Annotated in this window: 9 protein-coding genes, 2 tRNA genes, 3 rRNA genes and 2 pseudogenes; 10 read left to right on the top strand and 6 right to left on the bottom strand. The window is 62.8% G+C overall.

Annotation, left to right across the window (positions count from 1 at the left end):
- Positions 1–786, bottom strand: a pseudogene (paaG, locus tag OWR21_RS08365) (2-(1,2-epoxy-1,2-dihydrophenyl)acetyl-CoA isomerase PaaG).
- A gap of 83 nt (positions 787–869) precedes the next feature.
- Between paaG and OWR21_RS08360 the strand changes: the two are divergent.
- The 6 genes from OWR21_RS08360 to rrf all read left to right on the top strand — a co-directional run bounded on the left by OWR21_RS08360 (position 870) and on the right by rrf (position 7,416).
- Positions 870–1,646, top strand: coding sequence for an enoyl-CoA hydratase (locus OWR21_RS08360; RefSeq protein WP_316891630.1), 777 nt, complete (start codon positions 870–872; stop codon positions 1,644–1,646).
- 612 nt (positions 1,647–2,258) lie between these two features.
- Positions 2,259–3,794 (top strand): 16S ribosomal RNA (locus tag OWR21_RS08355).
- Positions 3,795–3,854: 60 nt separating this feature from the next.
- Positions 3,855–3,931 (top strand) — tRNA-Ile (locus OWR21_RS08350).
- Between the two features lie 36 nt (positions 3,932–3,967).
- A tRNA-Ala gene (locus OWR21_RS08345) sits at positions 3,968–4,043 on the top strand.
- A 265-nt stretch (positions 4,044–4,308) separates the two neighbouring features.
- Positions 4,309–7,186: ribosomal RNA gene (locus tag OWR21_RS08340) — 23S ribosomal RNA — on the top strand.
- A 117-nt stretch (positions 7,187–7,303) separates the two neighbouring features.
- Positions 7,304–7,416 (top strand): 5S ribosomal RNA (rrf, locus tag OWR21_RS08335).
- The 16S, 23S and 5S rRNA genes sit together here with 2 tRNA genes alongside, the layout of an rRNA operon.
- Positions 7,417–7,608: 192 nt before the next feature.
- Here rrf and OWR21_RS08330 read toward each other — a convergent pair.
- Positions 7,609–8,798, bottom strand: a pseudogene (locus OWR21_RS08330) (M20 aminoacylase family protein).
- 262 nt (positions 8,799–9,060) lie between these two features.
- Here OWR21_RS08330 and argE point away from each other — a divergent pair.
- Complete coding sequence (gene argE, locus OWR21_RS08325) at positions 9,061–10,263, top strand: acetylornithine deacetylase (protein ID WP_332394987.1); 1,203 nt, start codon at positions 9,061–9,063, stop codon at positions 10,261–10,263.
- A gap of 48 nt (positions 10,264–10,311) precedes the next feature.
- Here argE and OWR21_RS08320 read toward each other — a convergent pair whose 3' ends face one another.
- The 4 genes from OWR21_RS08320 to ptsP all read right to left on the bottom strand — a co-directional run bounded on the left by OWR21_RS08320 (position 10,312) and on the right by ptsP (position 16,883).
- On the bottom strand, positions 10,312–11,469 hold the full coding sequence (locus OWR21_RS08320) for an ABC transporter substrate-binding protein (RefSeq protein ID WP_147213829.1): 1,158 nt from the start codon (positions 11,467–11,469) through the stop codon (positions 10,312–10,314).
- 145 nt (positions 11,470–11,614) lie between these two features.
- Entirely contained in the window at positions 11,615–13,330 is a 1,716-nt protein-coding gene (locus tag OWR21_RS08315; protein ID WP_332394986.1) for a PTS fructose transporter subunit IIC, read from the bottom strand.
- A gap of 50 nt (positions 13,331–13,380) precedes the next feature.
- Entirely contained in the window at positions 13,381–14,337 is a 957-nt protein-coding gene (gene pfkB, locus OWR21_RS08310) for a 1-phosphofructokinase (protein WP_332394985.1), read from the bottom strand.
- Positions 14,334–16,883, bottom strand: coding sequence for a phosphoenolpyruvate--protein phosphotransferase (gene ptsP, locus OWR21_RS08305; protein ID WP_332394984.1), 2,550 nt, complete (start codon positions 16,881–16,883; stop codon positions 14,334–14,336). Before ptsP ends, pfkB begins: the two co-directional genes overlap by 4 nt.
- Before the next feature lie 216 nt (positions 16,884–17,099).
- Between ptsP and OWR21_RS08300 the strand changes: the two genes are divergently transcribed.
- From OWR21_RS08300 to OWR21_RS08290, 3 genes are all read left to right on the top strand, one after another.
- Entirely contained in the window at positions 17,100–18,095 is a 996-nt protein-coding gene (locus OWR21_RS08300; protein WP_147213826.1) for a LacI family DNA-binding transcriptional regulator, read from the top strand.
- 82 nt (positions 18,096–18,177) lie between these two features.
- Entirely contained in the window at positions 18,178–20,274 is a 2,097-nt protein-coding gene (locus OWR21_RS08295; protein ID WP_332394983.1) for a molybdopterin-containing oxidoreductase family protein, read from the top strand.
- A gap of 10 nt (positions 20,275–20,284) precedes the next feature.
- Complete coding sequence (locus tag OWR21_RS08290; RefSeq protein WP_332394982.1) at positions 20,285–21,382, top strand: aminopeptidase; 1,098 nt, start codon at positions 20,285–20,287, stop codon at positions 21,380–21,382.
- Positions 21,383–21,501 lie beyond the last annotated feature (119 nt).

Genomic DNA, 21,501 nt, shown 5'->3' with positions numbered 1-21,501 from the left:
TTATTCGCCGGTGAAATGCGCCACGCGCTTGTTCAGAAAGGCGTCCACGCCTTCTGCATAGTCGCGCGAATTGCCGAGTTCGCGCTGCAGGTCGCGCTCCAGGTCCAGTTGAGCGTCCAGCGACTGTGGGCGCTGCGTGCATGGCGCGCTTGATGGCGGCCAGTGCACGGGTCGGCTGCTTGGCCAGATGGTCGGCCATGCAATTCACTTCGGTCATCAGGATCTTGGCATCGTGATAAACGCCCCAGATCAGGCCCCAGGCGAGCGCCGTCTTGGCGTCGAGCTTTTCCCCAGCATCGCCAGCCCCATCGCCCGCGCCACGCCGATGCGCTGCGGCAGGAACCACGTTCCGCCCGAATCCGGCAGCAGCCCGATCTTTACAAAGGCCTGGAGGAAGCACGCATTCTCGGCGGCCATCACGATGTCGCACGCCAGCGCGAGGTTTGCGCCGGCGCCGGCGGCCACGCCGTTCACGGCGGCAATCACCGGCAGGGGCATGGCACGCAGACGGCGCACCAGCGGGTTGAATTGTTCGTCGATGAGCTGGCCCAGGTCGGTCATCTGCCCGGGCGTGACATTGAGTTCGGAGAGATCCTGCCCCGCGCAGAAGCCGCGTCCCGCTCCGGTCAGGATCAACGCGCGAGCGCGCTGGCGCTCCACCTTGTCCAGCGCGTCGCGCAGTTCGCGGTGCATGCCGGCCGTGAAACTGTTGAGCTGATCGGGCCGGTTCAGCGTGATGGTTGCCACGTGTTCATGCCAGTCAAGCAGAATGGTCGGGCTGGTCATCTTGTCTCCTCCTCGGTCATCGGTTCATTGATTAACCGACCGGTTGGTCGGCTAATATTACATCCATTCCAACTGGAGCTTCCATGTCCTACGAAAACATTCTGGTCGAAACGCGCGGTCGCGTCGGTCTTGTTACGCTCAATCGTCCGAAGGCGCTGAATGCCCTCAACGATGCGCTCATGGACGAACTTGGCGCCGCGCTGCTCGCCTTCGACGCCGATGCCAACATCGGCGCCGTCGTCCTTACCGGCAGCGAAAAGGCGTTCGCCGCCGGCGCGGATATCGGCGCCATGGCCGATTACGACTTCGCCACCGTCTATAAGAACGAATACATCACGCGCAACTGGGAAACCATCCGCCGCATCCGCAAGCCGGTGATCGCCGCGGTGGCCGGCTACGCGCTCGGGGGCGGCTGTGAACTGGCCATGATGTGCGACATCATCCTCGCCGCCGATACCGCCAAGTTCGGCCAGCCGGAAATCAAGCTCGGCACCATGCCCGGCGCCGGCGGCACGCAGCGCCTGCCGCGCGCCGTCTCCAAAGCCAAGGCCATGGACCTCTGCCTGACCGCTCGCATGATGGGCGCTGAAGAAGCCGAGCGCGCCGGCCTGGTCTCGCGTGTCATCCCGGCCGACAAGTTGATCGACGAAGCTATCCAGGCCGCAGAAACCATTGCCGGTTTCTCGCTGCCCACGGTCATGATGATCAAAGAGTCGATCAACGCGGCCTACGAGACCTCGCTCAGCGAAGGCGTGCATCTGGAGCGCCGCCTCTTCCACGCCACGTTCGCCACGGAAGACCAGAAGGAAGGCATGCGCGCGTTCGTCGAGAAGCGTGCCGCCACGTTCAAGCACCAATAAGGAAGGTCCAACCGGGTGACCTCGGGAATACCCGAGTAACGGCATCGGGTATATCGGAGCGCGTGTTGCGAGTCCTTTGCGGCCGCAATCCCATGCCTAGACTGGGCTGGCGGCTATTCTTCACGAACGCGTCATCAGCCTGTCACGACAAAGGTGTTGCCAGCTAAGGGAACCCGCCTATAGTTCGCCCCTCGCTGCAAAACACAGCGCCGAAACGCAAGTGGCGGTGGTGGTGTTGAGTGGTGGAGAAGCAGGAGTGGAGCGGGTTTGCGGTCGATTGGGTGGTTGGTGATCGGCGGTGGACTGGGTGGTGGTTGGCAGCGAGTTGGTGGATAAAAATTCTTCGACGAGTTGTTGACAGCGACGAAAAAGCTCTGCATAATCTCGTTTCTCTGCTGCAGACAACGCAGCGACGCGGTGAACAAAGTTGATCGCGAAGTTCTTTAACAAGCAAACAGCCGATAAGTGTGGGCGCTTAATACTGGATGCGGCGGATTTCGGTCCGCTAGCTAACAAGTAATGAAGTGCTCGCACAGAAGTAAGGTTTGAACGAAAGTTCAAGTCAGATTCTGAGAGTGAGCGACCGCTCGTAAAGAGCGAAAACAGCAGATTGAACTGAAGAGTTTGATCCTGGCTCAGATTGAACGCTGGCGGCATGCCTTACACATGCAAGTCGAACGGCAGCATGATCTAGCTTGCTAGATTGATGGCGAGTGGCGAACGGGTGAGTAATACATCGGAACGTGCCCTGTAGTGGGGGATAACTAGTCGAAAGATTAGCTAATACCGCATACGACCTGAGGGTGAAAGTGGGGGACCGCAAGGCCTCATGCTATAGGAGCGGCCGATGTCTGATTAGCTAGTTGGTGGGGTAAAGGCCCACCAAGGCGACGATCAGTAGCTGGTCTGAGAGGACGATCAGCCACACTGGGACTGAGACACGGCCCAGACTCCTACGGGAGGCAGCAGTGGGGAATTTTGGACAATGGGCGAAAGCCTGATCCAGCAATGCCGCGTGTGTGAAGAAGGCCTTCGGGTTGTAAAGCACTTTTGTCCGGAAAGAAATGGCTCTGGTTAATACCTGGGGTCGATGACGGTACCGGAAGAATAAGGACCGGCTAACTACGTGCCAGCAGCCGCGGTAATACGTAGGGTCCAAGCGTTAATCGGAATTACTGGGCGTAAAGCGTGCGCAGGCGGTTGTGCAAGACCGATGTGAAATCCCCGAGCTTAACTTGGGAATTGCATTGGTGACTGCACGGCTAGAGTGTGTCAGAGGGGGTAGAATTCCACGTGTAGCAGTGAAATGCGTAGAGATGTGGAGGAATACCGATGGCGAAGGCAGCCCCTGGGATAACACTGACGCTCATGCACGAAAGCGTGGGGAGCAAACAGGATTAGATACCCTGGTAGTCCACGCCCTAAACGATGTCAACTAGTTGTTGGGGATTCATTTCCTTAGTAACGTAGCTAACGCGTGAAGTTGACCGCCTGGGGAGTACGGTCGCAAGATTAAAACTCAAAGGAATTGACGGGGACCCGCACAAGCGGTGGATGATGTGGATTAATTCGATGCAACGCGAAAAACCTTACCTACCCTTGACATGCCACTAACGAAGCAGAGATGCATTAGGTGCTCGAAAGAGAAAGTGGACACAGGTGCTGCATGGCTGTCGTCAGCTCGTGTCGTGAGATGTTGGGTTAAGTCCCGCAACGAGCGCAACCCTTGTCTCTAGTTGCTACGAAAGGGCACTCTAGAGAGACTGCCGGTGACAAACCGGAGGAAGGTGGGGATGACGTCAAGTCCTCATGGCCCTTATGGGTAGGGCTTCACACGTCATACAATGGTGCATACAGAGGGTTGCCAAGCCGCGAGGTGGAGCTAATCCCAGAAAATGCATCGTAGTCCGGATCGTAGTCTGCAACTCGACTACGTGAAGCTGGAATCGCTAGTAATCGCGGATCAGCATGCCGCGGTGAATACGTTCCCGGGTCTTGTACACACCGCCCGTCACACCATGGGAGTGGGCTTTACCAGAAGTAGTTAGCCTAACCGCAAGGAGGGCGATTACCACGGTAGGGTTCATGACTGGGGTGAAGTCGTAACAAGGTAGCCGTATCGGAAGGTGCGGCTGGATCACCTCCTTTAAGAGCGTGCATCCGACGTTAGGCGTCCACACTTATCGGTTTGTTTGATGTTACAGCCAAGGGTCTGTAGCTCAGGTGGTTAGAGCACCGTCTTGATAAGGCGGGGGTCGTAGGTTCAAGTCCTACCAGACCCACCAAGTTACGGACGGTGGAAGTTGTTCTCTGCCGTGACTGGGGGATTAGCTCAGCTGGGAGAGCACCTGCTTTGCAAGCAGGGGGTCGTCGGTTCGATCCCGTCATCCTCCACCATTACCTGTTGGTTACCAAACGCAAGCATCGACGCTGAGTCGATGGTGTTTGCGTTTGGCCTAGCCAAGACGAGCGTAAAAGTTCGGCTGTTCTTTAACAATATGGAATGTAGTAAAGGTGTCGCGGTGCGTTGATGAGGCGCACATTTAAAACGCGACACTGGGTTGTGATTGTATCAACCAGTATTACCAGAGCAATCGAAAGATTGTCTTGGAATACGGCACAACGCGAGAACTCAGCCTATAGCGAGACATACTCGTTATAGGGTCAAGCGAATAAGTGCATGTGGTGGATGCCTTGGCGATTACAGGCGATGAAGGACGTAGTAGCCTGCGAAAAGCTGCGGGGAGCTGGCAAACGAGCTTTGATCCGCAGATATCCGAATGGGGAAACCCGGCCCGCATGGGTCATCTGTTACTGAATACATAGGTAACAGAAGCGAACGCAGTGAACTGAAACATCTAAGTAGCTGCAGGAACAGAAATCAACCGAGATTCCCAAAGTAGTGGCGAGCGAAATGGGATCAGCCTTGTACTCTTTAGCAGTATTGTTAGCAAAGCGGAATGGAAAGTCCGGCCATAGTGGGTGATAGCCCCGTATGCGAAAACAGTATTGTGGAACTAGGTGTACGACAAGTAGGGCGGGACACGTGAAATCCTGTCTGAAGATGGGGGGACCATCCTCCAAGGCTAAATACTCGTAATCGACCGATAGTGAACCAGTACCGTGAGGGAAAGGCGAAAAGAACCCCGGGAGGGGAGTGAAATAGATCCTGAAACCGCATGCATACAAACAGTCGGAGCCTGGAAACGGGTGACGGCGTACCTTTTGTATAATGGGTCAGCGACTTACATTCAGTGGCAAGCTTAACCGATTAGGGAAGGCGTAGCGAAAGCGAGTCCGAATAGGGCGTTCAGTCGCTGGGTGTAGACCCGAAACCAAGTGATCTATCCATGGCCAGGTTGAAGGTGCGGTAACACGTACTGGAGGACCGAACCCACTAACGTTGAAAAGTTAGGGGATGAGCTGTGGATAGGGGTGAAAGGCTAAACAAACTTGGAAATAGCTGGTTCTCTCCGAAAACTATTTAGGTAGTGCCTCGTGTCTCACCTTCGGGGGTAGAGCACTGTCATGGTTGGGGGGTCTATTGCTGATTACCCCGCCATAGCAAACTCCGAATACCGAAGAGTGCAATCACGGGAGACAGACATCGGGTGCTAACGTCCGGTGTCAAGAGGGAAACAACCCAGACCGCCAGCTAAGGTCCCTAAATATTGCTAAGTGGGAAACGAAGTGGGAAGGCTAAAACAGTCAGGAGGTTGGCTTAGAAGCAGCCACCCTTTAAAGAAAGCGTAATAGCTCACTGATCGAGTCGTCCTGCGCGGAAGATGTAACGGGGCTAAGCAATATACCGAAGCTGCGGATGCACGTAAGTGCATGGTAGGAGAGCGTTCTGTAAGCCTGTGAAGGTGTCTTGTAAAGGATGCTGGAGGTATCAGAAGTGCGAATGCTGACATGAGTAGCGATAAAGGGGTGAAAGGCCCCCTCGCCGTAAGCCCAAGGTTTCCTACGCAACGTTCATCGGCGTAGGGTGAGTCGGCCCCTAAGGCGAGGCAGAGATGCGTAGCTGATGGGAAGCAGGTTAATATTCCTGCACCGTCGTATGATGCGATGGGGGGACGGATCGCGGAAGGTTGTCCGGGTGTTGGATGTCCCGGTCCCTGCATTGGAGATGGCACTTAGGCAAATCCGGGTGCGTGATTCAAGGGTGTGGGGCGAGCGACTTTAGGTCGCGAAGCAATTGGAAGTGGTTCCAAGAAAAGCCTCTAAGCTTCAGTCATACGAGACCGTACCGCAAACCGACACAGGTGGGCGAGATGAGTATTCTAAGGCGCTTGAGAGAACTCGGGAGAAGGAACTCGGCAAATTGGTACCGTAACTTCGGGATAAGGTACGCCCTTGTAGTTTGACTGGCTCGCGCCAGAAGGACGAAGGGGTTGCAATAAAATGGTGGCTGCGACTGTTTAATAAAAACACAGCACTCTGCAAACACGAAAGTGGACGTATAGGGTGTGACGCCTGCCCGGTGCCGGAAGATTAAATGATGGGGTGCAAGCTCTTGATTGAAGTCCCGGTAAACGGCGGCCGTAACTATAACGGTCCTAAGGTAGCGAAATTCCTTGTCGGGTAAGTTCCGACCTGCACGAATGGCGTAACGATGGCCACACTGTCTCCTCCCGAGACTCAGCGAAGTTGAAGTGTTTGTGATGATGCAATCTCCCCGCGGCTAGACGGAAAGACCCCATGAACCTTTACTGTAGCTTTGCATTGGACTTTGAACCGATCTGTGTAGGATAGGTGGGAGGCTTTGAAACCGGGACGCTAGTTTCGGTGGAGCCGTCCTTGAAATACCACCCTGGTTTGTTTGAGGTTCTAACCTTGGCCCGTGAATCCGGGTCGGGGACAGTGCATGGTAGGCAGTTTGACTGGGGCGGTCTCCTCCCAAAGTGTAACGGAGGAGTTCGAAGGTACGCTTGGTACGGTCGGACATCGTACCTAAAGTGCAATGGCAAAAGCGTGCTTAACTGCGAGACCGACAAGTCGAGCAGGTGCGAAAGCAGGACATAGTGATCCGGTGGTTCTGTATGGAAGGGCCATCGCTCAACGGATAAAAGGTACTCTGGGGATAACAGGCTGATACCGCCCAAGAGTTCATATCGACGGCGGTGTTTGGCACCTCGATGTCGGCTCATCTCATCCTGGGGCTGTAGCCGGTCCCAAGGGTATGGCTGTTCGCCATTTAAAGAGGTACGTGAGCTGGGTTTAAAACGTCGTGAGACAGTTTGGTCCCTATCTGCCGTGGGCGTTGGAATCTTGACGGGGGCTGCTCCTAGTACGAGAGGACCGGAGTGGACGTACCGCTGGTGTACCTGTTGTCTCGCCAGAGGCATCGCAGGGTAGCTATGTACGGAAGAGATAACCGCTGAAAGCATCTAAGCGGGAAACTTGCCTGAAGATGAGGATTCCCTGGAGACTTGATCTCCCTGAAGGGTCGTTCGAGACCAGGACGTTGATAGGCTGGGTGTGGAAGCGCAGTAATGCGTTCAGCTAACCAGTACTAATTGCCCGTGCGGCTTGATCCTATAACCGGTATGTTTCCGGCTGGGTCTGCCTTGTGCCTGATACAAACTAAGCACAACCCCTACTACATTCCCATATTGGCGCCGTTGACACCAAGTCAGCGACGCAACAAGTCATAGCCTGGTGACCATAGCGAGTCGGTACCACCCCTTCCCATCCCGAACAGGACCGTGAAACGACTCCGCGCCGATGATAGTGCGGATTCCCGTGTGAAAGTAGGTCATCGCCAGGCTCTCCCCATACAACACCCCAGCTCTACTACTGAGCTGGGGTGTTTGTCTTTGGATCCCACCGTTCCCATACGCCATCCCAAATACATTCACACCCGTCGAGCTCGGCGCAGCAGCAATGCCCCCTGTGGCCGGCCTCGTCAAAACAAAAAAAGCCTCCATTCGGAGGCTTTTGCGCTGATGCGAGCGACTGACTAGCTACGTGCCAAGAATTTCTCGGCGAGGCGAACCCAGTATGTTGCGCCCAGCGGCAGCAACTCGTCATTGAAATCGTAGCTTGGATTGTGCAGCATGCATGGCCCCAGACCGTGGCCTTGCTCGCGGTGATCACCATCGCCATTGCCGATGAAGGCGAAGCAGCCCGGTCTCTCGATCAGCATGAACGAGAAATCTTCGGCGCCCATGGTCGGATCGATATTGGCTTCCACGTTATCCGCCCCGACGAGCTCACGCATGACTGCTGCCGCGAACTGCGTTTCAGTTTCCGTGTTCACGGTCGGCGGATAGTTGCGGTGGAAGACGAAGTCGACCGTGCAATCGTATGCGGCGGCGATGCCCTTAGAGACTTCTTCCATGCGGCGCTCGATCAGGTCGAGGACTTCTGTGGAGAAGGTGCGTACCGTGCCGCCGATCCAGGCTTCGTTCGGGATGATGTTGGTCGCATCGCCGGCATGGAACTGAGTGACGGAGAGGACCGCGGTGTCGATCGGGCGTTTGTTGCGCGTGATGATGCCTTGCAGCGCCGAGACCACCTGAGCGCCGACAAACACCGGGTCGTTGCCGTTGTGCGGTAGCGCTGCGTGCGCCCCTTGCCTTTGATCGTGATGCGGAATTCGTTGCTCGACGCCATCAATGCGCCGGCCCGCGTCCCGAATGCGCCGACCGGAACGCCCGGCCAGTTGTGCAGGCCGAAGACGGCGTCGCATGGGAATCGATCGAACAGGCCGTCCTTGATCATCTCGCGTGCGCCGCCGCCGCCTTCTTCGGCGGGCTGGAAGATCAGGTTCACGGTACCGCTGAAATTGCGGTGCTTGGACAAGTAATGCGCCGCGCCGAGCAGCATTGCCGTGTGGCCGTCATGGCCGCACGCGTGCATCTTGCCGTCGTGCTTGGAGCGATGCTCGAACTGGTTGGCCTCGGCGAGCGGTAACGCATCCATATCGGCGCGCAGGCCGATGCTCTTGCCCTCACCGTTACGGATAACGCCGACCAGCCCGGTCTTACCCAGGCCGCGATGTACTTCGATGCCCCATTCGGCAAGCTTGGCGGCGACCAGATCGGAGGTGCGTTGCTCTTCGAAGCAGAGTTCGGGATGCGCGTGGATGTCGCGTCGCAGCGCCTGGATCTCGGGCTGCGCGGCTTGGATTTCTGGGATCAGCTTCATGGGATGCTCGCGTTCTGGCTGAAAGTTCGGAACCACGTTCGATGATACGCCGAAGGGCGATTTCCGGCCCGCCATCAACCAATTGCTCGATCCGTCCATGCAGTCTTGTATGGATTCTTCACGCCATGGCCTGTGCGGTTTCGCTTACAGCAGGAGCCGAACCGCCGAAACGCCTACACTGGAGCTTCGCCAGTCGACCGCGCCACCTTCCCAGCTTCCCGTCGCGGTTCTCTAAGCACCACGTGACCGAACAGAGCCCATCATGTCCGCTGACGTTATCGCTGCCGCATCGCAACCTTCCGACGAAGTTCTGCAATTGATTCGCACGCTGGTGGCGTTCGATACAGTCAGCCGCAATTCGAACCTCGGATTGATCGAATGGGTGCGCGATCGCTTGCGCGCACAGGGGGCGGAATGCCGGCTCACGTATGACGCGACGGGGGGTAAGGCGAATCTGTTTGCGACGCTGTCGCCGGGCCGAAAACCGGGGCTCGTGCTGTCGGGGCATACCGATGTGGTGCCCGTCGATGGCCAACCGTGGGATACGAACCCGTTCGACGCGCAGATCCGCGACGGCCGCCTATACGGGCGCGGCACGGCCGACATGAAGAGCTTCATTGCCGTGGCGCTCGCCAACGTGCCCGCGTTCATGGCGGCGGAGGGCGACGCCAGCTTCCATCTCTCGCTGTCGTACGACGAAGAGATCGGCTGTGTGGGCGTGCGCAGCCTGCTGCGTGATCTGGAGGCCAGCGGCATTCGGCCGGCCGGTTGCATTGTCGGAGAGCCTACGTCGATGCGCGCCATCATTGCGCACAAGGGCAAGCGCGAATATCGATGCTGCGTGCGCGGCAAGGAAGCGCATTCGGCACTGACACCGCAGGGCGTGAATGCGATCGAGTTTTCGGCACTGCTGATCGCGCATATCCGATCGCTGGCCGCGCGTCTGGCGGCAGAAGAGGCGCGCGATGTCGCCTTTGTCGTGCCGCATACGACGTTGAACACGGGCACGATCAAGGGCGGTATTGCTACCAACGTGGTGCCGCGCGATTGCGAGTTCACCTTCGATTTCCGCTATCTGCCGGGCACCGATCCGGATTGGCTCTTCGGCGAAGTCGAACGCTATGCGCGGCAGACGCTGCTGCCGCAAATGCGTGAAGTTTCCGCCGACGCTGACATCAGCTTCGCCATGAAGGCCAACACGCCCGGCCTGTCGATTGCGCCGTCGCACCAGCTGGTGTCGCTGGCGCAAGCGTTGGCCGATAGCCGGGGCATGGTCGGCAAGGTCGACTATGGGACGGAAGCGGGATTGTTCTCGCGCGCTGGCATTCCGACCGTGGTGTGCGGTCCGGGCAATATCGAGCAGGCGCACAAGCCGAACGAGTACATCGAACTCGCGCAGATCGCGCAGTGCGAAGCCTTCATGCGGCGGCTCGCGCAACGGCAGCCGCAGTTGCAGCCGGCGTGAACGAAAAAACCGGGCACTTGGCCCGGCTTTCTTTGCGGCGATGTGAGATCAGCGGATCACTTGGCCGTTCGAGTTGATGATCGTCATCTCAACGAACTTGGAGCCCACGTGGTTGGACGGCGAGAAGTTCACGTTGAAGCCGCCCACGTCGTAGTTGCCCATCGACTCCAGCGCCCCGATGAACTTCTCGCGCGTCAGGTCGCGGCCGGCGCGCTTGAGACCTTCGACAAAGACGCGCGCAGCGACGTAGCCCTCGATGCTGCCGTAGTCGAAATCGGTAATGCCATCCGATTTGAGCAGCTTTTGGTAATCGCGCACGACGGGCGATGCACCGCTATACGGATACGGCATCACTTGAGAGATGATCACGCCGCCACCAGCCTTGCCGAGTGCATTGGCCAGCGCCTTGGTGCCGACAAACGACACGTTGTAGAACTGGCCCGCATAGCCCTGGTCTTGCGCGCCCTTCACGAGGGCGGCCACGGTCTGGTACGCGCTGATGACGACAACCGCGTCCGGCTTTTGCGCCAGCACGGTGGCAATCGAACTCTTCACGTCGGTCGTATTCCGGACGACGCTGGCTTGCGCCACGAGCGTCACTCCCTGGTTTGCCGGCAATTTGAGTGCGCGCTGAATACCGTCGAGGCCCGCCTTGCCGTAGGCGTCGTCGTTATAGACCACGGCAATGCGCTTGAGGCCCGTGGTGTGGATCTGCTGGACGATGGCGGCGGTTTCATCGTTGTAGCTGGCGCGCACGTGGAACACATTGCGCGCGAACGGCTCGCGCAGCGCCGAGGCGCCGGAGTACGGCGCAAAGAAAGGCACGCCCGCCGGATTGGCGATCTTCAGCGCCGCCAGGCTGGTCGGCGTACCGACGTAGCCGAACAGCGCGAACACCTTGGTGTCTTCGATGAGCGTCTTGGTGTTGCGGGCTGTGGCATCGGGTTCGTAGAAATCGTCGAGCACCTTCAGCTCGATCTTGCGACCGTTGACGCCGCCTGCTGCATTGACGGCGTTGAAGTAAAGCTGGGCGCCGCGGTTCATCTGCTGACCGAGCTGTGCCGCCGGGCCACTCATCGGCGCGGATTGGCCGACGATGATTGCGTCGTTGGTTACGCCCGTCTCGGCGTGCGCGCCGCCGGAAGCCATGCCGACGATGCCCGCTGCGAACATGGCCAGCAGCCCGGTGATTCTGCGAGATTGCATTGCTCTCCCCGAGAGTTGATTTGCCCGGCATCATAGCTAAACGGGCAGGGGAGGCAAACAGAATCGGGCGGGTTGCGTCGCTTTTGAGCCTTTTTGAGACAGAGAAGGCGCGCGATGTGCTCGCTTTCCTTCACATGGGGGCATTTCAGGCGCCTTCGGCCACCCGTCGCTTCATCACCGCCAGCAGCACGGCGGTGACGACGGTGCCGGCAACCAGCGCCGCCACGTAGCCGCCCAGGTGCGTCACCGCATTCGGGATCGGCAGCACGAAGGCCCCGCCGTGCGGCACGCGCAGTTCCACCCCGAACAGCATCGACATGGCACCCGCGCACGCTGAGCCCGCCACGAGCGCGGGAATTACGCGGAACGGGTCGCGCGCGGCATACGGGATCGCCCCCTCGCTGATGAAGGCGAGGCCGAGCACGGCGGTGGCGCGGGCCGCCTGGCGTTCGTCTGGCGTGAACCGCGACGGGAACAGCCATGCCGCCAGCGCGATGCCCAGCGGCGGCGTCATGCCCGCGGCCATCGTGGCTGCCATGGGCGTGTAGACCTGCGCGCCGATCAGCCCGGTGCTGAAGGCATACGCCGCCTTGTTGATGGGGCCGCCCATGTCGAACGCCATCATGCCGCCCAGCAGAGCGCCCAGCGGGACCGCATTGGCGCCTTGCATGCCACGCAGCCACGTCGTGAGCGACGCGAGCAGCGCGGCAACCGGCGCGCCGACCACATACAGCATCACCAGGCCCGTCAGCAGGCAGCCGAGCACGGGGAGGATCAGCACCGGTTTCAGCCCTTCCAGGTTGCGCGGCAGCTTCAGCCAACGGTTGAGCGCCTCGGTGCCATAGCCAGCGACGAACCCGGCGACGATGCCGCCAAGAAACCCGGCCCCCAGGCTCGCGGCCAGCATGCCTCCGACCATCCCCGGTGCGATGCCCGGCCGGCTGGCGATCGAATACGCGATGTATCCGGCGAGCACGGGCACCATCAAGGCAAACGCCGACTTGGCCCCGATCTGGAACAGCGCGCCGCCCAGCGTGTGACTGGCCGAGGCGTCCGTCACGTAGATGCCGCCGAGGGCAAACGCCAGCGCAATCAGGATGCCCCCCGCCACCACGAAGGGCAGCATGAATGACACGCCGGTCATCAGGTGCTTGTACGGGCCGGTGCGTTGTTGTTCTGCAGCGGCGGCCGCGGTGAGCGTCGATTGCGCCGCCCCGGAGCTTTCTACGGAGGCCTCGTCGAAGGCGCGGCGGATCAGCGCCTGCCCGTCATGGATGGCAGCTTTGGTGCCGGCGCGGAAGACGCGCTTGCCGGCAAAGCGCGACAGGTCCACCTGCGTATCTGCGGCGATCAGCACGAGATCCGCACTTGCAATGGCGTCGGCCGACAGCGTGTTCTGTGCGCCAACCGAGCCCTGCGTCTCCACGTGGATCGTGTGACCGAGCGCGCCGGCGGCCTGCGTGAGCGCCTCGGCGGCCATGAAGGTGTGCGCGATGCCGGTCGGGCACGACGTGATGGCGACAATGCGCCGAGCTTGCACACCCGATTCCGGCGCGGGTGAGGTGTTCTGCATCACGCGGGCCAGCACCGCCTGCGCGTCGGCCAACACCTCGTCGAGCGTGACTTCCAGCGTGCGCGGATTGGCGTGACGAGCGGCCGCATCGGGCGACAGGCCCGCCCAGACGACGGCCTCGGCGGTGGCCAGCGCCGCCGTGTCGACGACCGAGGCCGTCTCCGGGCCGCGCACGTCGACGTCGAGCTTGCAGCCGGATTCGCGCGCCGCGTGGCGCAGGGCCGCGCCGGCGAGCATCGCGCGGGTGGTGCGGCCGTCCGCACCGAGAATTGCCAGCAGGTTTGCCATGATCGGCTCCTTGAATGCGTTGAGCGTGTGGCGATGCGATGGTCGGGGCGTCAGGCCACGCGCTGCATCTGGACGGCGGCGGCGCATTCGCGCACTTCGCCAGGGGCGGGGAGGTGCGGCCCCAGACGCTGCAGCTTGCATGCGGCAAAGGCCACCGAAAGGCGCACGGTCTCTTCCATGCCGGCACCGGCATGCCAACCGGCCAGCACGCCGGCCACCATGGCGTCACCCGCGCCGACGGTACTGGCGGCGCGCACCGGTGGCAGGCTCGCTTGCCACGTGCCGTCTGCCGTGACGAACAGCGCGCCGTCCTCGCCGAGCGAGACGATGACCTGCTTCACGCCACGCGCGTGGATGGCGCGTGCCAGGTCCACCGTTTCAGCCAGCGTCGGCAGCGATGTCCCCGCCCACAGTTCCAGTTCGTGCCGATTGGGCTTGATGGCCGTCGGCAGCGCGTCGCGTGGTGCAGCCAGGACCTGGGCGAGCGGGGCGCCGCTCGTGTCGACCAAGGTCGGTACGCCGCGGCGGTTAAGCCGCGCCAGCAATGTCACGTAGGCATCCGGCGGCAAGCCACCGGCCAGACTGCCGCACAGCGCCGCGCCCGCAATGTCGGAGAGCGCGTCAATGCGTTCGCACAGCGCGTCGAAGTCTGCGGGCGTGGCGTCAATGCCGGGCAGATTGATGTCGGTGGTCTGCCCGTCTGCCTGGTCGCTGATCTTGATGTTGGTGCGATTGGTGCCGGGCACGCGGCAGAAGCCGTCGACCACGCCCTTGCGCGCAAACAGCGCCTCGAACAGTTCGGCATTGGCGTCGCCGAGGAGCCCCGTGGCGATTACGGGCACCTGCCAGTCGGCGAGGCAGGCAGCGACGTTGACGCCCTTGCCGCCGGCTTGTTGCGTGACGCTGCGGCCGATGTTGACGCGGCCGCGTTCGAGGCGCTCCAGCCCGACGGTCATGTCGATGGCCGGGTTGAGCGTGACGGTGACGATGCGCGACGGGCGGCTCATGCGGCCTTCTCCTCACCACCGGCCTGCATCGGGAAGCCGGTTTCCAGGGCGCGCACCTCCTGGGCGGAAGCGCAGGCCAGCGCGCGTTCTGCGAGCTGCGAAAGCGCGCGGAGGTGCGCCTCGCGCAACCGCGCCTTGACCGGCGCAATATCGCGCGGGCTCATCGACAACTCGTGCACGCCAAGCCCTGTCAGCAGCAGCGCGCCGAACGGGTCTCCGGCCAGCCCGCCGCATACGCCGACCCAGCGCCCGTGGCGCGCGGCGCCTTGCACCGTCTGCTGAATCAGACGCAGCACGCTCGGGTGCAGGCTGTCGGCCTCGGCGGCGAGGTCGGGATGCTGGCGGTCGATCGCCAGCGTGTATTGCGTGAGGTCGTTGGTCCCGATGGAGAAGAAGTCGACGTGCTCGGCCAGGCGGTCAGCCAACAGTGCGGCGGCCGGCACCTCCACCATGATGCCCAGCGGCAGCGACGGCGCGTCGAGTTCTGCGCGGATGCGTTCGCAGGCGGCGCGCAGGGCGGTCACCTCCTCCAATGACGTGATCATCGGGAACATGATCGACAGCGCCGCGCTATCGCCGGTATTTCCGGCATCGCGGGCGGCCCGATAGAGCGCGCGCAGTTGCGGCTCCATGAGGTCGGGGCGGCGCAACAGCAGGCGCGCACCGCGCACGCCCAGGAACGGGTTCTCTTCCGTGGGCAGGTTCAGATGCGGGACCTGCTTGTCGCCGCCGATGTCCAGTGTGCGCACGATCAACGGGCGGCCGCCAAGGGCTTTGAGCATGTCGGCGTAGACGGCGTATTGCGTGTCTTCGTCGGGCGTGTGGTCGCGTTCGAGGAACAGGAATTCGGTGCGCATCAGGCCCACGCCTTCCGCGCCGAGCGTGAGCGCTTCGACCGCCTGGGCGGGCAGGTTGACGTTGGCGGCGATCTCTACCGTGTGGCCGTCACGCGTGCGCGCGGGCAGGCCTCGCTCGGCCTCCTCACGCTGCGTGCGCGCGGCGTCTTCCTGCAGCCACGCGCGGGCGCTCGCGATGCTGGCGTCATCGGGATCGAGCACCAGACGGCCGCCCGTGCCGTCGATGATGGCCTGGGTGCCCGTCGCCACATCGAGCACGGCCGGGCCGGCGGCCACGACGGCCGGGATGCCCAGCGTGCGCGTCAGGATGGCCGTGTGCGAGGTCGGACCGCCTTGCGCCGTGACGATGCCGATGATGCGTCGCGTATCCAGCGCCGCCGTATCCGAAGGCGACAGGTCCGCCGCCACCAGGATGCAGGGCGTGTCGGGCAGCGTTTGCGCCGCACTGCGCAGCGACGGATCGATATGGCCGAGCACGCGTCGTCCCACGTCGCGCAGGTCGGCCGCGCGCGCGGCCAGCAGCGGATTACCGAGCGCGCCCAGCCGCTCGGCCAAGCGCTCGACGGCCTGATGCCACGACCACGCCACGCCGTGGCCTTCGACCATCGCCTGGCACGTCAGCGTCATGAGATCGGTGTCGCCCAGCAGTTCGGCCTGCGCCTTGAAGATGCCCGCTTCGGCTTCGCCCAGACGGGCGGCGGTGTCGCGTGCCAGCGCTTGCAGGTCGGCGCGCGTGCTGGCCAGCGCCTCGTCCAGCAGATCGCCGCCGGTGGTCAGTGCGACGGGGTGATCGGGCACGGTCGACGCGCCGTGCTGCAAAACGTGGATGGGGCCGATCGCCAAGCCGGGGCTCGCCGCAATGCCGCCGATGGCGGGCAGCGCCGTGTCGGCTTGCCAGCCGTGCGCGGTCTGGCGCGTGCGGGCCGCCTGCGTGTCGCGCGCCGCCTGGGCGCGTTCCTGCGCCGTCAGGCCGCGGATGGTTCGTTGCAGGGCGTCCAGCGCCATGCCGGCGTCCGGGCCTTCCGCAGAAACGATGAGCTTGGCGCCGGCCGCCAGCCCCAATTGCAGCAACGCCACGAGATTCTTTGCATCGGCGGTTTCGTCGCCATGGCGGACTTGCACCCGCGCGGCAAAGCGACGCGCGGTTTCCACCCACTGCGCGGCCGGACGGGCGTGCAGGCCGCTCGGGTATTCCAGCGTCAAGTTGCGTTGCTCGGCGAGGTCGGTGCCTGGTGTGCCGGCGGCGGGCGCGGGCGCGTCGCTGGAGAGGGCGGCAACAAGCTCTTCAGCATTCTGCGTAGTGAAGAGCTGCCGCAGGCGCGTGTCGTCATTCAGCAGCCGCGTCAGCCGGCGCAGCAGCGTGATGTGCTCGTCCGACTGCGCGGCGATGGCAAACACGAGGTGCGTCGTCTGGCCCGGGTGCCATTCCAGTCCATCCGGAAACTGCAGAACCGCAATGCCGGTCTGGCGGATCAGGTGACGGTCCTCGCCCATGCCGTGCGGAATGGCGACGCCGTGGCCGAGAAACGTGTTGGCCACGGTCTCGCGGCGCAGAAGGCTGTCGATATAGGCCGGGTCGATGCAGCCGGCGTCGGCCAGCAATTGGCCGGCGGCGCGGATGGCGCTTTCCTTGTCGGTGGCGTGTTGCTGCAGACGGATGCGTTCGGCGCAGATCAGGGCGGTGGCCATGCGGCGGGGTCTCCTGCGGCTGCCGTGCTCCAAGGCCCGGCATGCGTGTCGTCGATGATCGCGAATTGAAATCGATTACAGTTGGAGTGTCAATGTGCGATGCCACACAAAGTGACGTCTATTCCGGTATTTACGGGGTTTTCCCTAGGCGACCGAGGCGTTGGTGACGATGCGGTCATTGGATATGATGACGATTTCAATGGAAACGATTTCAGCATGACGGTTCGAATCAAGGACGTGGCAGCGGCGGCGGGGGTGTCGGTGGCAACCGTGTCGCGCGCGCTCGCCGGCGGCCCCGTGAGCGCGGAACTGCGCCGGCGCGTCGATGCGGCGGTGGCGGCGTCCGGGTATCGGCCGAACCTGTCGGCGCGGCGGCTGCGCTCGCAGCAGGCCCAGACCGTCGGGCTGATCGTCTCCGACATCCGCAATCCGTTCTTCACCAGCGTCAGCCGGGCGGTGGAAGACGCGGCCTACGCGGCTGGCCTGCGCGTCATCCTCTGCAATTCCGACGAAGACCCGGAGAAGGAGGCGATGTACCTGCGCCTGATGGAAGAGGAGCGCGTGACTGGCGTGATCCTCTCGCCGACGCGCGGCATTGCCGAAGCGCAGCAACCCGTGGACCTTGGCTACCCGGTCGTGCTGATCGACCGTGCCGGCCCGACATGCGGCACCGATGCCGTCGTGCTCGACAACCAGCAGGCGGCGCAAGCGCTGGCCGAGCACCTCGCCGCGCAGGGGTACCGGCGTATCGGCGGCCTGTTCGGGCGGACGAGCAGCACGGGCGCTGAGCGTCAGGCCGGATTCGCGACGGCGCTGGCACGCCACGGCATCACCGCCGAGGCACGCTTCATCCTGCCGACCGCCGAGGCCGCGGAGGCCGAGACGCTGGCGTGGCTGTCCGGCGCGGAACCTGATCGCCCCGACGCGCTGGTCGCGAGTAACGCGCAATCGCTGCTCGGCGTGCTGCGTGCGTTGCGGCGGCTGTCGCTCGACGTACCGCGTGACATCGCTGTGGCGGGCTTCGACAACGAGCCCTGGACGGAACTCGCCGGCCCGGGCATCACCGTGATTGAGCAGCCGGTGTACGACATCGGCCGGATGGCGATGGCGATGCTGCAGGAGCGCCTCGCGCAACCCACCTTGCCGACGCGCCGCGTGCTGTTGACGGGGCGGCTCGTGACGCGTGGTTCCACGCCGCTGCGAAGCCCCTAGCGGGCGATTACAATTTCCGGATACTCGCGGCGGTGCGACGACACCGACATGCACCCGCCGCCACCCACTCCGGAGCCCCCTGATGTCCACCCAAGTCATCCGTGCCGCCTGCCCGCACGACTGCCCCGACACCTGCGCCTTGCTCGTCACTGTCGAGGACGGCCGCGCCACCCGCGTACAGGGCGACCCGGACCACCCGACCACCGCCGGCGTGCTGTGCACCAAGGTCAATCGGTATGCCGAGCGCACGTACCACCCCAACCGCCTGTTGACGCCGATGAAGCGTGTGGGCGCCAAGGGCGAGGGCAAGTTCGAACCGATTTCGTGGGACGAGGCCATCGACACCATCGCCACGCGCCTGGGCGACATTGCTGCGCGCAACCCGGAGGCCATCCTTCCGTACAGCTACGCCGGGACGATGGGCCTGGTGCAGGGCGAAAGCATGGCCGCGCGCTTCTTCCACAAGCTGGGAGCGTCGCTGCTGGATCGCACGATCTGCGCATCGGCCGGCGCGACTGCGCTGCGCTACACGTACGGCGCGAGCCTCGGCATGGACATCGAGCACGTGCAGGACGCCAAGCTGATCCTGATCTGGGGCGCCAATCCGATCGCGTCGAACCTGCATTTCTGGACGCGTGCACAGGAAGCCAAACGGCGCGGCGCCACGCTCGTCGCTATCGATCCGTATCGCTCGCTGACGGCCGAGAAGTGCCATCGCCATCTGGCGGTGCGCCCCGGTACCGATGCGGCGCTGGCGCTGGCGATGATCCACGTGTTGATCCGCGACGATTTGCTCGACCGCGATTACATCGCCAGTCACACGCTCGGTTTCGAGGCGCTGCGTGAGCGCGCGCAGCAATACACGCCGGAATACGCGGCGACACTGTGCGGGGTGGACGCGGCGGATATCGAGTGGCTCGCCAAGCTGTACGGCACGACCGTCGTGCGCGACAAGCAGCCCGCGGCCATTCGCCTGAACTACGGCATGCAGCGCGCGCATGGCGGCGGGCAGGGCGTGCGGGCGGTCGCATGCCTGCCGTCGCTGGTGGGCGCGTGGCGCGATGCAGCGGGCGGGCTGCAGCTGTCGACGTCCGGTTTCTTCCCCATCGACAATGCCAAGTTGCAGCGTCCTGACCTGCTGCCGAGCTGGCCTGCGCTGCCGCGCACGATCAACATGAGCACCATCGGCGATGCGCTGCTGCATGCCGGCGATGCGACGTTCGGCCCCAAGGTCGAGGCGGTGGTCGTCTACAACAGCAACCCCGTGGCGGTGGCGCCGGACTCGCGCAAGGTCGCCGCCGGCTTTGCGCGCGAAGACCTCTTCACCGTGGTGCTGGAGCACTTCCAGACCGACACCGCCGACTACGCCGACATCCTCCTGCCCGCCACCACGCAGCTCGAACATGTCGATGTGCACAAGGCGTACGGCCACACTTACGTGCTGGCCAACAACGCTGCCATCGCGCCCATGGGGCAGTCGCTGCCGAACACGGAGATCTTCCGTCGCATCGCCAAGCGCATGGGCTTTAACGACGCCTGCTTTGCCGACTCGGACGACGACATCGCCAGCCAGGCCGTGCGCCGTGACGACCCGGCCGCCGCGCACATCGACTGGGCCACGCTCAAGCGCGAGGGCTGGCAGAAGCTGGCGCACCCCGCCGCGCCGCTGGCTCGTGGCGGCTATCGCACGCCGTCCGGCCGCTGCGAGTTCTATTCCGAGCAGATGGCCAAGGACGGTCTTGACCCGCTGCCCGGCTATGTGCCGCCGCATGAGTCGGCGATCAGCACGCCTGAGCTGGCCAAGCGTTATCCGCTGTCGATGATCTCGCCGCCGGCGCGCAACTTCCTGAACTCCACCTTCGTCAACGTCGACAGCCTGCGCAACACCGAAGGCGAGCCGCACCTCGACATCCATCCCGACGATGCGAATGCGCGCGGCGTCATCGATGGCGAGCTTGTCCGCATCTTCAACGATCGCGGCACCATGCAGGCGCGTGCCCGCGTGACGGACCGTGCGCGGCGCGGCGTGGTCGTTGGCCTGTCGATCTGGTGGAAGAAGCTCGCGCCCGACGGCACCAACGCCAACGAGCTGACCAGCCAGCGCCTGACCGACATGGGCCGCGCGCCCACTTTCTACGATTGCCTGGTCGAGGTCGCGCCGTTGGCACAGGCCGCCTGACGGGGCGATCATGCGGGCCGCACGCGCGCTGTGTCTTGCGCTGTCGCTTGCCGGTTCGGCGTTGCTGGCCGGCTGCGACACCGTCGGTTATTACTACCAGTCCGTCAGCGGACATCTCTCGCTGATGGCGCAGCGCGAGTCGATCGACCAAGCCATCGACGACGCCCGGCAGGCTCACAACGACAAGCTCGCCAAACGCCTGGAGGATGCGCGCAGCATCCGCATCTATGCGTCGCGCGAGCTGGGCCTGCCCGACAACGGCAGCTATCGCGTCTACGCCAATCTCAAGCGTCCGTTCGCGGTGTGGAACGTGTTTGCGGCGCCGGAGCTGTCGGTCAAGCTCAAGGAATGGTGTTTCCTCGTCGTCGGCTGCGTGACGTATCGCGGCTATTACGACCGCAACGCCGCCATGGCCTACGCCGACACCCTGCGCGCCCAAGGCCTGGACGTGGATGTGGCCGGCATTCCTGCGTATTCCACACTGGGTTATTTTGACGACCCGCTGCTCAATACCTTCGTCGGCCTGCCGGAAGGCGAGCTGGCGCGGCTGATTTTTCATGAGCTGGCGCATCAGGTCGTCTACGCCAAGGGCGATACCGCGTTCAACGAATCGTTTGCCACTGCCGTGGAAACCATTGGCGTCGAACGCTGGCTGGCGGATGCCGCTACGCCGGAAATTCGCGCGGAATACGCCACGTACGACGCCCGCCGCGTACAATTCCGCGCCCTGCTGCTCGAGTACCGCAACCGGCTGGAGACGCTGTATGCCAGCCCCGTGTCGGACGACGAGAAGCGCGCCGGAAAACGCGCCATCTTCGCGAGCCTGCAGGCCGATTACGCCAAGCTCAAGGCAAGCTGGGGCGGTTATACCGGTTACGACCGTTGGTTCGCGCAGCCGCTGTCGAACGCGCATCTGGGCGCTGTCGCAAGCTACCTGGAATGGGTGCCGGCGTTCACGGCGCTGTATCACCGTGATGGCGGCGACTGGGCGCGCTTCTATGCCGACGTCAAAGCGATGGCGCGCGAGCCCAAACCGCAACGCGAAGCCGCCCTGCGATTGTTGGCGCCGCCCGCGATGGCGACGTCTGCCGGCATCACGCAAAAGTGATGCCAACAGCGGTTTCTGCACCAGTTTCAAGCGAGGCCGGCCGGCTGAGGGAACCGTCTAAGTTATTGTTTTGACACAGACATCCGCGTAGGATGCCGAAAAAAACGAACGACCATTCG

This window comes from Ralstonia sp. 1B3 (assembly GCF_036631435.1).
Note: the sequence above shows the minus strand (reverse complement) of the source record. Positions and strands in the feature narration are given on the sequence as shown.